Here is a 14,266-nt window from a genome sequence, read left to right as displayed (position 1 = left end):
AACCGATGATTTTGGGCAGCATCTCCGCCTTTAAGCACACTGGAGTCCGTAACTCTTCCCAATCATGCATTTTCTCCAAAATAAACGATCCTCAGTCCGCGAGCGACCAGTCACACCGGCACTCTCCAGATAAAAAGCCGGCTATGCAGGATAGTTGCAGAACGTACACCTAAAACGAGCGATAAAGCATACTTTCATTGGATAGCTGTAGTCTGTACAACTAAATCCTGCCTAAAAAGGGGAGAAGGAAGAATCGGCGGATGTTTAAATGTACGAAGTACAACTAAATGGGATATTGGCGAGCAATCTGGCGTTTTAATTGTACCAAATACAATTAGGCCTATCGCAGCTACGGTCTCTGATGACATACTAATCAGCTGATCTGGGAAGCGGAAGAGTGAGACGGGCTGCCGCAGCCGCCGGTGAATACATGGCCGAAGTTACGAGCGCAGCCAGAACCTTGTCAGCCAAAAGAATCCAGGGCTGCACAGCCGCAGCAATAGCAGGTATGGGGAGTGAGGTGTTCCGGTCTGCCGGGACAACTGCAGGATGACTAAGCAGCTCAGTAATATCATCGTAGCTCAGCTCCGCTGCGGAAGCTGCTTCCGCCCGCTGCAACAGCTCTAACAAATCAGCAGTAGGCGGCACCTCCGGCCCTACATCATCTACGGCTCCCGCATCTCGCGCCTTACCATCTATCTCGCCCGCATCCCGCACCGCCGCTTCCATCACTCCCGCACTCTGCGCCATACCGTCCATCTCACCCGCATCCCGCACCGCCGCTTCCATCACTCCCGCACTCTGCGCCGTACCGCCCATCTTACCCGCCGCCACACCAGCCCCTGCACCGTCCCCAAGCATATCAACCGCCGCTGTGTAACAACCATCCCGTACCAGCAGGCGCAGTAGCTTCTGGCGCTGCTCCGCCAGGATGCCGGGCAGCTGCCCGGCCAGCCAGCCGTGAAGCTCGGGCTCGCGGCCCGTGCATTTGAACAGGCGCGTGAGCCGGGGGATCAGCGGCCAGGGGTCCGGCTGGAGCTGGGCTGCCCTGGTGAAGCAGGCTGCCGCCTCTTGCGCTTCGCCGATCTGCTGGCAGACCTGCCCCAGTAGTGTGTGGGTGAGAAATGTGCCTAACCCTGATTCCGTATGGTAGAGGGGAGGGGAGGCTCCAATCTCCAGTGCCCGGCACAGTGCGGTCTTAGCTTCGGCTAAGGCTGATACCTGTAACAATAGCGCACCCTTGAGATGGTGAAGATCGGGATAGTCCGGGAAGAGCAAGCTTCCTTGCCCGCAGGCCTCCAATGCACCCGGGTAATCACCGGTTACTGCCAGGCAGCGGACCTTGTATTTATAGAGCAGGTGAATATAGCTGGTACCCGGATCGGCCAGGTTCAGCGAGGTGCCGATATGTTTCAGCGCCTGCCTGTAATCGCCAAGCCGCATATATTCAACCGCCAGATTGAAATGCTGAAAAGCATCTCCGGGACTCTCCTCCAGCTGCTGCTTCAGCAATCCGAGATTACGGCTGATTTTGTCTTTCCGCTCCACGACCCCGGCGGCATAGCCGTAGTGATGGACAACGACGGTGCTCATATGCATCGCGGCAGCCGGGGTCTCCTGCACAATGACAGCCGCAATCTGCTCATGAATAATGCCGCTGAAGCGATAGCCAGGACGGTTCCTGAACATCCGGAGGATCGGGTTGACCGTAAGCGTCTGCGAAGCACGCTCCGTCCCCTGATGATTATGAATCCGCACAAAAAAAGCCTCATACTCCGTATGCTTCGCGCACACCAGCAGCTCCTCCCGGCTCCCCTGCTCCAGCTCCTCGTCTGCATCCAGCACCAGAATCCAGGTGCCGCGCGCCAGGGCCAGACCGGCATTGCGTGCGGCGGCAAAATCCCCGTTCCACGGGAACCCGATAATCCGGGCACCGAAGCTGCGGGCAATGGAGCGGGTTGCGTCGGTGGAGCCGGTGTCCACAATGATGATTTCATCCACAGTCCCGCGCACACTCCGGAGACAGCGGGCCAGGTTGTCGGCTTCATTTTTGACGATCATGCACAAGGAAATCAGCGGTTGTTGTGGTTTCGTGGTCATAAGCCCAGATCCGCTCCTCTCTGCCGCTGGGTGTAATTCCACTTCGTATGCCAGGGGGTGCAGCGCAGCACCGCGATGGATTGTGCAACCGCTGCTCTATCCTCCTGAAGCGGACCCTGAGCCGGCTGTCCCACCCCCTGAAGACGTTCAACAGCTTCTGCGAGCCGCTGCTCCGCCAGATACAGATAACAGAGCGCCAGTCCGGTGCTGACCGCATCGTCTGCAGGCGATTCCCCCAGGGCAAGGCGGTACCAGCCGGCAGCCTCCGCATAATGCCCTTTATCTATGAGCAGTTCTCCGAGATACCGCAGGGTTGCGCCTGAAGCGTCCTTACTGTCTGCAAGGCTGATGAATAGTTCCCCCGCCTCTGCCCGCCAGCCTTCCTCATACAGCGCCTCTGCCAAAGTGCTTGTATATGCCGGGAACCGTTCAATCAGCCGCTTGCCCAGCGTGATGAACTGGTGCTTCACAGCGAGCCTTATCACCACGGCAAGCAGCGGGGAGTCCCCGGAGGGAGCGGATTTTGCCTGCGGCTCAGCGGAATCAAGAGACAATTCCGTGTCGATCTCAAGCATCGCGGAACGCAATTCCGCAGGTGATTGCAGCCACAGCTCCTCCTGCAGCTTCCCTCTCAGCTCCCAGGTTAAGACAGCCTCAAGCAGGCATAGCTGCCGTACAGTTTCCGCATTTAGGCCTTCGGGTGACAGCTGGGTGGGGTTAGCCCGCAGCTTGGCGGCAGTTTTTCTGAACGCATGATATTTTCCGGTAATGATCCAGGAAGACAGCACGAACAGCAAGGTGTCCTCTTCCAGCGGACAGACGGCGGGCGGCAGCTCTGCAATCGCCGTATAAGCATCCAGCCGGTACAATGTTCCGATAATTGCGGTTCTAGCAGCACGATGCGCTGTACCGGTTAGCTGTATCAAGAGTGCGGCAATCTCTCCATCCGTCACCTCCAGCTCCTGAAAAGCAGACGCGATCCCCTCCAGCGCGGGAAGATACAGGGAGTGCTGCTGTAGCGCACGATGGTACAGCTGCGCGGCTTCCTTCTGCTTCCCGAGCTGCTGGAAAATGGCCCCCATCCGGTGCAGCGGGCGGAAGCTGTCTATGCCCTGTTCAGTGACGTATGCTCTGTGCGGAGCCGGGGCAGACGAGGTATCTATGGCATGCTGGTAAGACTGGACGGCGCGTTCATAGAATCCTTGGCTCTCCCAGGACTGGCCCTGCATGTAATGCAGGTCGGGATAATCTCCATAACGTGTCAGCTCGCGGGTTAGCAGGCTGTCGACCGCTTTTACATGACCGTTGTTCAGATCAATTGTACACAGATCGCGAACGATCGAGGGACGGTAAGAGGCCTGAAGCGGAGCAAGGGTAAGACTCTGGCGCAGCAGTTCTCCGGCTTCCTCCAGCCGTCCGTCCTGACAGCAGTTGACCGCCAGATTATAACGGGTGAACACATCGTCAGGCTCTTCCGCAAGCGCAAGACGCAGCAGGTGCCCGTTGCGGATGATTTTATGCTTGGCGCTCATGACCGGGGGCAGGTAGCCGAAGTGAAGAATCTCTATTGGACTGGCCCCGATGGCGGCGGCCCCATGTTTTGTGAGAATAGAGGACTCAACACTTTCATGAATTCTTCCGCTGAAAAGATAGCCCTGCCCACCCCGGAACAGCCGCACCGGATGGTGATACAGACGCTCCTCGGGCCTGCTTCCCAGCAGGTTCTCTATGCGTACCGTATAGGCTTCGGCTGTGCTGCCCCTGAGAATCTCCTTAATTGACGCTATAGAAGTCTGAAGGATTTCATCCGCATCCAGGACCAGTATCCAGCTGCTGGCCGCATGGTAGAGACCGGTATTGCGTGCCTCTGAGAAATGGTGGTTCCACTTGGTTTCAACAACCGTTGCCCCGTACTTGCGGGCGATCTCCACGGACGAGTCGGTTGAGCCGGTATCGACAACGATGATTTCATCGGCGCCCTGCAGGCTGGCTAGACAACGGGGGAGCAGCTCGGCTTCATTGTTGACAATGAGCTGCACTCCGAGTGTAGGTTTGGCAGATAGATTCAAGATCGTTCCTCCTTCGCGGGCCTTAGTTCCTCCGGGTATTCTGCAAAAATAAGCATGTATAAGCGCTGCCGTCTTATGTAGATGCGGAATACCGCACAGGAAAGAGTACATGGGTACCCATGCACTCCTCTCTTCTGCATCGTATGACGGAAACTAGGCTTACGTTCCTTGTGCATCAAAAATAACATTAAGCGTAGAAGCTGCACCCGACGTGGCGGATTGATAAGAGAGGCGGGTGTATTTCAGGAAGCGGGCAGGCACAATTACGTCTACAGAACCTGCTGCCAGCGGGTTGTCTCCGGTCGTATCGACGAAATAGTTGGTTCCGTCTGCACTGATCTCGACCCGAGTATTCACCGGATTGGCTCCGGTATTCACAATGAAGTAGGAATAGGTGCCAAGGATACTGGTGTTGTTGGCAGGCAGCGGCGTATAGGTATCCGAAGTGGCAATTGCCGTTGTAGGCAGTTCAACGAAGCTGCGCTGGGAAATGGAGGTTACGCTGCTCAGTGTCCCAGCAGTGATCGTCGCGCCAAGCACGCTAGTAATCGTACCGTCTAGCAGGTTAGTCACTGTACCAGCGGATGTTAGTGTACCAGCAGTGATCGTCGCGCCAAGCACGCTAGTAATCGTACCGTCTAGCAGGTTAGTCACTGTACCAGCCGAAGTTAATGTACCGGCAGTGATCGTTGCACCAAGCACGCTAGTAATCGTACCGTCTAGCAGGTTAGTCACTGTACCAGCCGAAGTTAATGTACCGGCAGTGATAGTCGCACCAAGCACGCTAGTAATCGTACCGTCTAACAGGTTAGTCACTGTACCAGCGGATGTTAATGTACCGGCAGTGATAGTCGCACCAAGCACGCTAGTAATCGTACCGTCTAACAGGTTAGTCACTGTACCAGCGGATGTTAATGTACCGGCAGTGATAGTCGCGCCAAGCACGCTAGTAATCGTACCGCCGAGGATGTTGGTCACTGTACCAGCGGATGTTAATGTACCGGCAGTGATAGTCGCACCAAGCACACTAGTAATCGTACCGGCGAGGATGTTGGTCACTGTACCAGCCGAAGTTAATGTACCGGCAGTGATGGTTGCACCAAGTATGCTAGAGATGGTGCCGTTCAAGATGACGGTGGTCAGGTTCCCGCTGGCATCTGTGGTTAGCGGCCGGTCGATCAGGGTCGAGGGGTCCCGGCCAAAAATAAGTGTGCGTAAATTATCTGGATTAGCCTGAAATGAACTGAAATTTGGCAAATGGAGTCATCCTTTCTGTGGGCAATTTCTGCAGTCAGCCTGCTCATGAAAAGACCCAAACCGTCGTCTGGGTCCTTAAGCACGTATAGGCTGCCGGGTTAATAGAGAGAAGCATGAGTTGGGCAGGACCATTCGAATGGTGTGATATTAGGATATGGAGCTTTTAAGAGAATGACTGGGTTAACTCTGCAAAAATACGCAGCCGCCAAACAACCTGCCGGACAGCCTCGCATACTATGAAAATATGCTAGACCGACAGAAGGAGTGAGAATATGCCGAATGAGACTGTATTTAACCAGAACAGCCAGCCGCTGTATACCGAGCAGGTTAACACCTATATTGCACCCGGGATTGATACTCTGCCTGAAGCGGGAGCTGCGATGTCAGGTTTATTGTTTGGAATTCCTTTTGCCTCCACGGTGGGTACTTCCACCCCGCTTGTCATGCAGGTAGCTAATCCCGGCGGCAGCGGACGTACCTTGTATATCTCCCGCATTATCGCAAGCACGGGCACAGCGTCGGTCACTTTAACACTACTGCGCAATGCGACGGTGGGGGGCTCTACTGTTACTCCGGTTAACTATAACTTCGGGAGTTCGGTCACTAGCGTCAGTACTGCCCGGACCGCAACGGCTGCGCCTACAGGTTCTCCGGCGACATTAATGTCAATGCTGCTGGCCCTAGGTCCGGTCATCCTTAATATGGACGGCAGGATTATCCTGCCTCCCGGCAACTCGCTCACGATATCGGTAACGATTGCATCAGGGAGTACTGCGGCAACAGGCAACATCAGCTGGTGGGAATTTTAGAGCGAAAGGGGAGAGGATGAACCATGCCCAATAACTACGTAATCAATGACAATGACCAGCCGGTCTATGTGGAAATGACGAACACCTTCCGTGCCCCGGAGATCAGCGCCCCGCCGGAGATCAGCGCTTCGCAGGCAGCCGTATTATTCTCGGCGAATGCCTCGAACTCGGCAACGATTGTGCTGTCGCTTCTCTCGGCAGTCATTTCAGTCCGGATCAGTAATCCTGCGGGCAGCGGCCGGACCTTGTATCTGTCCCGGATCAGCGGCAGTATCGGCGGCACCTCGGTGCTGACCTCGATCTCAGGCAGCTTTACCATTGTCAAAGGAGGGACGATTTCTTCGCCGTCCACGGTGACTCCGGTGAATAATAATCTGGCCAGCTCGGCAGCAAGCAGCATGAGCGTCCAGTCCTCCACAGCAGCTATTTCCGGGGGCAGCGTGCTGGCGAGCTATCAGATTGCGCCGGGAGTGTTCAGCCCGGCTTTTACCGGCAGCATTATCGTCCCTCCAAACAATGTCATCAGCATCAGCGTAAGCTCCTCAAGCGCAGCAGTCGGGACGATTATATCTGCATTAAGCCTGAACTGGTGGGAGAGATAGCAGGCCGGTGCTTCAGCACCTCAATAGATGTTACACGCTAGACATTATCCTTCTACCTCTCGCTGAAACGGTACTGTCGCTTATAGGACGCCGGAGCCGTGCACACTTGACTTCAGGGCAGTTAAGGTTTATTTTTCTATAAATGGATGAATTAGAGGATTGGGGAGGAGGAAGCATGGAGAGCTGTCTGTTTATACACGGCTTCACCGGAGGTGAATACGAGATTTCTCCGCTTGCACAGTTTCTGGAGCGCAGCGGCTATGTGTCCAGAATGTTTACCTTGCATGGACATGGAGGCAGCAGAAGGGAGCTGCTCCATTCAAGCCGGGGGGACTGGCAGCTAAGCGCCGAGGAGGAACTGAACCAGCTATTCTCAAGCTCCGAAAAAGTACATCTGATCGGCTTCTCTACCGGAGCGCTGATTGCATCGCGGCTGTCTGTTCAGAATTCTTCCAGGATTCAGTCGCTCACCTTGTTGTCTACCCCGGTGTATCCGCTCAACCCGCCAGAGATTCTGCGTACGCTGGTCCGCCCGGAGATGCTGCGGAATTATCTCAGCAAATGGGGCTCTACACCCATGAGGGCCACGCGGGAGTTCCAGCGGCTGGTTCGTGAGAGCTTCGAGGTCTATCCGCAGCTGGAGGTGCCGACCTTGATTGTACAGGGCAGGCGGGATCATCTGGTGAGATTCAAAAGTGCGGACTATCTCCGGCAGACGATTCCCTCGGAACGCACACAGGTGCTGATTATGGAGCAAAGCGGGCATATGGTCTGCCACAGCGGCGAGAGTCCCGCTATGATGGATGAAGTGCTCCGGTTCATCCGCCGCTCGGGCGAGTCCGGATAAGCCAAGAACCCTTCCAATGCTGGAAAGGGTTCTTCTGTCAGTCGCTGCTTCTATGATTATACGTTGACATTGAGGAGGGGGCATGGTATTTTCAACTCAGGGAAACCGGTTTCCCCTAAAAAGGGATGAGTACCTTCCTCCTACTATTCTACTATTCCGTTATTTCGTGATTCTGTTAGTTATTCCGCAGCAGCCCCGCCGCTTCGTTTGGAAGATAACCGGGGAATCAACTCCGGCTCCAGCAGTTGTCCGCTCACGGCAACTTCTTTGTTATCCAGTTTGTCCATCAATAGCCGTCCTGCGGATGCGCCGAGCTGGAAGGTATCCATATCGAGTGAAGTCAGCGGAGGAGTGGTATAGGGAGACAAGGGATATTCATCGAACGTGGCAATGCCCAGCTGTGAAGGAATAGAGATATTCAATTCACGGGCCGCCTGCAGTACACCATAAGCAGAGAAGTTGCTCATGCAGACGATGGAGGCGGGGGGACTTGCACTCTGCAGCAGCTGCATGGCCGCCTGGTAGCCATCCTCCTCAACCGCCCGGCCATTGATGATCCAGCCGCTGTGCACAGCCATTCCCGCCTCACCGAGTGCCCGCTGATAGCCGGCTGCACGGCGCAGGAAGAGCGGCTCATCCTTCTCGCCGCCGATGAAGGCCACAGACGGGTAGCCCTGGTCCAGCAGATGCCGGGTCAGCATGAATCCGCCCAGCTCATTATCGCAATCGACCCAGATTCCCGGAGCGTTGATCTCACCGATGGAGATATAGGGGAACTGAAGCCGGTTCAGCTCCGCACACAGATCAGGAGTCAGCACAGAAGTGTTGGCAATAATGCCGTCCACCCGCTTATTCAGCACCAGCCTCTGCAGGAAGTGTCCCTCCGCTTGGTCATGCTGGATATTGGCAATAGTCAGCTCATATTTCAGAGGACCAATGATGCTCTCCACCCCGCCGATAATGTTATAAAAGAACTGATTGAGAAACTCGCTTTCCTTGGACATATCTATCAGGATAGCTATCGTATTGCTGCTCTGTCTGGCAAGTCCGGTGGCGATGCTGCTCGGGGTATAGTTCATCTGCTTGATGATGTCCCGGACCCGGGCCTTCGTTTCCTCGGATATTTTGGGAGAGTCGTTCATCACCTTGGATACAGTGGATTTAGCGACACCCGCTGCCTGGGCGATATCCTTAATAGTAACTTTCATAGCTTTCCCTCCCGTCCTTACGGTGTGTTACGCCCTAATGGCGAACTTTGTTCTACCTGTCATAATAACACAGTTGCTCAGGCTGCTCTACGCGGCATAAAAGGAGACTATACAGTATGCTTACCCGGTTATTCGTATATCACACAGCGGAGGACCCCTTCGCCTTCCCGGCAGGCCCCCGCCTGCTCAAACTCAGACTATTCGTGCAGAGCGGACAGTCCTTGTCCTGCACGGTTGTCCACGCTGACCGTTATGATTCACCCGGCCATGAGCTTCCGCAGGAGATGGAGCGGGTTGGCTGTGCCGGAGCGTATGACATACATGAAGCCCTGGTCCCGGCCGAGACGGGCAAATGCCGGTATCTGTTCCACATCGGGAATCCCGCAGGCGAATACATGTGGTATGGGGAGCGGGGAAGCTCAGAGAACAGGGAGCAGGCGGGTGCTTTTCAATATGCCTATATTCACCGCCCGCACGCCATCGCGCTGCCTGCCTGGAGTTCAGGTGCAGTAGTCTACCAGATTTATCCCGAGAGCTACCATCAGGGGAAGCTTCAAGGCATTACTGACAAGCTTACATATTTGCAGCAGCTTGGCGTAACTGCTATTTATATGACGCCTATCTTTGATTCGCCTTCCGGGCATAAGTACAATACTTCGGATTACTATAAGGTAGACCCTGGATTCGGGACGCTTGAGGATCTGAGGATGCTGGTCGGGACTGCACACCGGCTGGGGATGAGGGTTCTGCTGGATGCGGTCTTTAACCATTCCGGCGATACCTTCTTTGCCTTCCGGGATGTTCTGGAGCATGGGGAGGCCTCGCGCTACAAGGACTGGTTCTTCATCCATTCCTTCCCGGTCACTACTACGCCGGCTCCCGGCTATGAGACCTTCGCCAAGGCAGAGACGAGTATGCCGAAGCTGAATATGGATCATCCCGAGGTAGCAGATTATATGATGGACGTAGCCAGGTATTGGGTGCGGGAAGCGGGAATTGACGGCTGGAGGCTGGATGTGGCCAACGAGGTGACTCCGGCCTTCTGGACAAGACTGCGGCGGGAGCTGAAGGCGGAGTTCCCGGACCTGCTGCTAATCGGCGAGATTATGCATGCTTCCGGGCCTTGGCTGCGGGGAGACCAGTTCGACGGCGGCATGAATTACCTGCTGCGGGATGCGGTGTTGGAGTTTTTTGCAGCGCAGTCTGCGGGGCCGGCCCGGTTCATGGAACAGCTGCTGCATCAGGAGGCCTTGTACAATGATCAGGCCAACTCGGCGATGTTCCAGCTGCTGGGCAGCCACGATACGCTGCGCTTCCTGACTGCCTGTAAGGAGGGGGGCCGGGGCTGGGACCGGGAGACTACGGCGATGAGCCGGATGCGGCTGGCTGTCTTTTTCCAGATGACTTATATTGGGCTGCCGATGATATATTACGGGGATGAGGTTGGAATGGAAGGTGCTACGGACCCGCATTGCCGGCGGCCGATGCTCTGGGAGGAGCAGGATCAGCAAACCGGACTGCTGGAATGGTATAAGCGGCTGATTTCCCTGAGAACAGAGCATGAGGTGCTGCGACGAGGAGCCTTCCGCCCCTGGTTCACAGATGAGACACGGGGTATCCTTGGCTATGTCCGGCGCAGCGGGCAGGATCGGATGGGGCTGATTATCAATAATTCCCCCAACCGCTACCATCTGGAGCTGCCCGCCTACCGTTCGGACACCAAAGTGCTGACAGAGCTGTTAAGCGGACTCACCCTCCGCAGCTCAAGCAAAATTCTAGTCGACATCGAGCCGTTTGGCTGTCTGATGCTGCACTAACCTGTAACCTCTGTCCCGGGCAAAAGCGAAACGGAATCTGGGTGCGCAGCATGCAGGTGTTATTTCTTCTTTTTGTTTTGTCGCAGCAGCCGGAATTCCTTGTTCTCCCATTGCTTGAGCAGCGGGTAAGGATCGAAGGCCCATTCGGTAATGCCGCGGTCACGGTAGATGCCATAATGCAGGTGGGGCGGGAACTTGCCCTGTGTGCCCGGACTGCCGTAGCCGGAGCTGCCGACCCAGCCGATGGTCTGTCCCGGAGTGACAATATCCCCTCGCAGCAGGGACTTCTCATACCCCATCAGGTGGGCATAATAATGGTAGCGGTTCTCGATATCGCGGATACCGATGCGCCATCCGCCGTAGCGGTTCCAGCCCTTGGTCTCAACAATGCCGAAGCAGGTGCTGCGCACCGTCAAGCCATGCGGCGCGAACAGATCCGTGCCTTCGTGGATGCGCGCTCCGCCCCAGCTCCGGCCGGTTCCCCAGGTGCTGCGGTAGGCATAATTGTTCCCTATCGGCAGCGGAAATGCACTGCCGGACAGGTCCAGCCGTCCGAAATGCTCATATAGCTTGGCGAACTGGGAGACGCGCTGGGCGGCCCGCCCGTTGTGATAGTACTCCCAGATCCCAATATTGAAGTCCGTAGCGGAATCCCCGTACTTGAGCAAGTGGCTGGCCATGCTGTAGAGCACATCGGCATCGCTCTCGGGATCGGCGATGCCGTCCCCTGAGCCGTCCAGTCCGAAGCCGCCGAAGAAGCGGATCGAATCCGGCTGCTTATCGTCCTGATCCGGGTTCAGCGGACCGGACCATACGGGCGCCGGAATCATAATTCCGGTAAGCCGTGACTTAGCCGCTGCAGAAGGGTTTTCTGCGGCGGTTGTTTTTTTGCTCTTCCTGGCGATGGACCGTTCGTACTGATCGATGGCAGCGAAGCGGTACCAGGGAATGCCGGTTGCCGCGCCCATCTGCTCAAAGAGCTGCTTGCGCTCAGCTGCGGCAGTCTCTTTGCTGTCTGCGGGAGCAGGACTGCCCGAGCTCAGTTCGGGAATTTTATGATAACGGGCAGCTTGAGCACTTTCGGCAGGACTACCGCTCCAGAGCAGGGCGGCGGCAGACATGCACATCAAGGTTCTGCGGGTGTAGGGGCTCTTTAATAAGGCCAGCATGATCTCATCCTCCTGCGTTTGGGCGCATGAATTGCATATATGTTTGCGGAAGCGGCACCCGGGTCAGGTGCTTTTCTATAGATTGAAGCAAAAGGACTTTTTTTATCCATGACCGCTCCAAGGTTCACAAAAACAGGCAAACGCCTACTTCACATGCTATAATATGAGGCAGCAACTTTTGACTGTAAAAATGACATTGACATTCAGATCGAAAGCGGGGTCTCATCACTTTGACTAATCGAACAGCCAAACAGCCCAAGCCAGACTGGATCAAAATCAAGTTAACCACCGGTGAGGAATATCAGGAAATCAAGGGTATGATGCGCTCGAAGACGTTACATACCGTATGCGAGGAAGCACGCTGCCCGAATATTTATGAATGCTGGGCTAACCGCACGGCGACCTTCATGATTCTGGGGGATATCTGTACGCGCGCTTGCCGCTTCTGTGCGGTGAATACAGGCCTGCCGACCGAGCTGGACCTGCTGGAGCCGGAACGTGTGGCAGAGGCTGCCGAAGGCATGCAGCTTAAGCATTGTGTGGTTACAAGCGTCGCCCGCGATGATCTGAAGGATGGGGGGGCGGCGATTTTTGCCGAGACTGTGTCTGCGATCCGTAAGCGCCTTCCTCTATGCAGCATTGAAGTGCTGATTCCTGATTTTCTGGGAGACCGCGAGAGCCTGGAGACCGTGATGAACAGCCGTCCGGATATCCTGAACCACAATATTGAGACTGTGGAACGGATGTCAGACCGTGTCCGGGCACGGGCCAAATACCGCCGTTCCCTGGAGCTGCTGCGCCGGGCCAAGGAGATGAAGCCGGAGATTCCGACCAAATCGAGCATTATGCTTGGCGTCGGTGAAGAGTGGGATGAGATTCTGCAAGCGATGGATGACCTTAGAGCCGTGGATTGTGATATATTGACATTAGGACAATATCTTCAGCCTTCGCCGAAGCATCTGAATGTGGAGAAATACTATCCGCCCGAGGAGTTCGCGGTGCTGAAGGAAGAGGGCCTGAAGCGCGGCTTCAGCCATGTGGAGGCCGGCCCGCTGGTGCGCAGCTCTTACCGTGCCCATGAGCAGGTGAAGTCTGCTGCCGTGGCCCGTGAGGCGCGTGCTGTTTCACAGGCATAGATAACCAACCGCCAGCGTAGCGCCATACTACGCAATTGCCGAAGCCTTGGTTCTTTATTAGAATTTGCTGTGCAAATTCCCCGCATGACGAAGTCACAGGCAGTTTTTTAGGTTTAAAAGGTTTAGGTTTTAAGCTTTAAGGTTTTCGGTTTTAAGAGGTTTTAAGAGGTTTTAAAAGGGGTTTGAAAGGCTGAAAGAACCAATGCCGCAATAGCGGCGAGGTTCTTGGGTGGCGGTTGCACCCCCTTTCGCGTTGATGGAGTCATGGAGAGGGATTTTGAAATTGTAGGAGCGGCAGCGTCCGCCTTTGTGTTCTGATTTCAACCGCTTAGCGGTTAAATGGAGGAAATCAGAACACAACAGCGGCCGGAAATTCAAAATCCCGCGGAATGACGGCTTATCAACGCGCCCCCCCCAGATATTATTGAAAGGCAGGCGACACACGCTTGATCGTTATAGGTGGAAAAGGTTACGAGCTGATGCTCGATCATAAGGACGGCTGGAACCCGGAGGCTTTTCGCGGAAGATACAGCGAAGTGCTGGACCGGTACGATTATATAATCGGAGACTGGGGCTACAGCCAATTGCGCCTCAAAGGCTTTTACCGGGATAATCACCCTAAAGTGAACCGGGACACGGCCATCTCAGGCATGGTGGATTATATTAACGAATACTGTAACTTTGGCTGTGCGTACTTTGTGCTGCATAAGCTGAAGGAGTCCCCGCAAGAGGGAACCTTCAAGGATATTCTGATCAAGGAAGTACCAGAGCCCGGGTTAGATGATGATCTGGAGCAGGAGGATGAACCGGTTGTAAGTATAAAAGAACACCGGGATTCGCAGGCGAAGGGTACAGGCCGGGACAGAGATGCCTCAGGCGGCTCGGGCCGGGAGCATGCAACCAAGGACAGACCGGTGCGTGAGCATCAGAGCCGGAATCACCGCAACAAAGAAGGCCAGGGCAAGAAGAATCATAAAGAGTTCCAGGGCAGAGGCCAGCAAGGCCAGCCGAATAATAGCAAGCAGAACAGAGAACACAAAGACAATCATTCCAACCGGCCTAACAAGCAGGCGAACCAGAATAAGCAGGATAGACCGGAGAAGCAGGACAACCAGAACAGACCTGATAACAACCAGAACAAGCAGGACAGACCAGACAATAACCAGAGCAAGCAGGACAACTAGAACGATAGCCATGGGGGACAGCCTGTACCCCTCGGTTTCTCAATGTAACTCAAAAAGCCTCTTCAGCA

General features: G+C 55.2%; 11 protein-coding genes. 6 read left to right on the top strand and 5 right to left on the bottom strand.

What is annotated here, in order from left to right:
* Positions 1 to 369: 369 nt before the first annotated feature.
* From NYE24_RS14185 to NYE24_RS14175, 3 genes are all read right to left on the bottom strand, one after another.
* Complete coding sequence (locus NYE24_RS14185; RefSeq protein WP_342478941.1) at positions 370 to 2,061, bottom strand: glycosyltransferase; 1,692 nt, start codon at positions 2,059 to 2,061, stop codon at positions 370 to 372.
* 35 nt (positions 2,062 to 2,096) lie between these two features.
* Positions 2,097 to 4,169: a glycosyltransferase gene (locus tag NYE24_RS14180; protein WP_342478940.1), complete on the bottom strand. Its 2,073-nt coding sequence runs from the start codon at positions 4,167 to 4,169 to the stop codon at positions 2,097 to 2,099.
* Positions 4,170 to 4,328: 159 nt separating this feature from the next.
* On the bottom strand, positions 4,329 to 5,426 hold the full coding sequence (locus tag NYE24_RS14175; protein WP_342478939.1) for a DUF6385 domain-containing protein: 1,098 nt from the start codon (positions 5,424 to 5,426) through the stop codon (positions 4,329 to 4,331).
* A gap of 272 nt (positions 5,427 to 5,698) precedes the next feature.
* Between NYE24_RS14175 and NYE24_RS14170 the strand changes: the two genes are divergently transcribed.
* The 3 genes from NYE24_RS14170 (at position 5,699) to NYE24_RS14160 (ending at position 7,684) form a co-directional block, all read left to right on the top strand.
* The gene (locus tag NYE24_RS14170) at positions 5,699 to 6,235 is read left to right on the top strand and encodes a hypothetical protein (RefSeq protein ID WP_342478938.1); all 537 of its coding nucleotides are present in this window, start codon (positions 5,699 to 5,701) and stop codon (positions 6,233 to 6,235) included.
* A 23-nt stretch (positions 6,236 to 6,258) separates the two neighbouring features.
* Positions 6,259 to 6,837, top strand: a complete 579-nt coding sequence (locus NYE24_RS14165) for a hypothetical protein (RefSeq protein ID WP_342478937.1) — start codon at positions 6,259 to 6,261, stop codon at positions 6,835 to 6,837.
* Positions 6,838 to 6,979: 142 nt separating this feature from the next.
* Positions 6,980 to 7,684 carry an alpha/beta fold hydrolase gene (locus NYE24_RS14160; RefSeq protein ID WP_342478936.1) on the top strand — a complete coding sequence of 235 codons (705 nt, stop codon included), beginning with the start codon at positions 6,980 to 6,982 and terminating at the stop codon, positions 7,682 to 7,684.
* A gap of 179 nt (positions 7,685 to 7,863) precedes the next feature.
* Here the strand turns inward: NYE24_RS14160 and NYE24_RS14155 are convergent, their stop codons facing one another.
* Positions 7,864 to 8,892 carry a LacI family DNA-binding transcriptional regulator gene (locus tag NYE24_RS14155; protein ID WP_342478935.1) on the bottom strand — a complete coding sequence of 343 codons (1,029 nt, stop codon included), beginning with the start codon at positions 8,890 to 8,892 and terminating at the stop codon, positions 7,864 to 7,866.
* Between the two features lie 116 nt (positions 8,893 to 9,008).
* Between NYE24_RS14155 and NYE24_RS14150 the strand changes: the two genes are divergently transcribed.
* The gene (locus NYE24_RS14150) at positions 9,009 to 10,709 is read left to right on the top strand and encodes an alpha amylase N-terminal ig-like domain-containing protein (RefSeq protein WP_342478934.1); all 1,701 of its coding nucleotides are present in this window, start codon (positions 9,009 to 9,011) and stop codon (positions 10,707 to 10,709) included.
* A 59-nt stretch (positions 10,710 to 10,768) separates the two neighbouring features.
* Here the strand turns inward: NYE24_RS14150 and NYE24_RS14145 are convergent, their stop codons facing one another.
* Entirely contained in the window at positions 10,769 to 11,878 is a 1,110-nt protein-coding gene (locus NYE24_RS14145) for a M23 family metallopeptidase (protein ID WP_036701743.1), read from the bottom strand.
* Between the two features lie 230 nt (positions 11,879 to 12,108).
* On the opposite strand from NYE24_RS14145, the gene lipA reads away from it, so the two are divergent.
* Complete coding sequence (gene lipA, locus NYE24_RS14140; protein WP_036701741.1) at positions 12,109 to 13,014, top strand: lipoyl synthase; 906 nt, start codon at positions 12,109 to 12,111, stop codon at positions 13,012 to 13,014.
* 446 nt (positions 13,015 to 13,460) lie between these two features.
* A complete protein-coding gene (locus tag NYE24_RS14135; RefSeq protein WP_084649106.1) occupies positions 13,461 to 14,198 on the top strand; it encodes a YutD family protein in 738 nt (245 codons plus the stop codon).
* Positions 14,199 to 14,266 lie beyond the last annotated feature (68 nt).

The sequence above is a fragment of the Paenibacillus sp. FSL H7-0350 genome (assembly GCF_038593195.1).
In the GTDB taxonomy this organism is placed as follows: Bacteria; Bacillota; Bacilli; order Paenibacillales; family Paenibacillaceae; genus Paenibacillus_AQ.
This window is presented reverse-complemented; position numbering and strand designations above follow the sequence as displayed.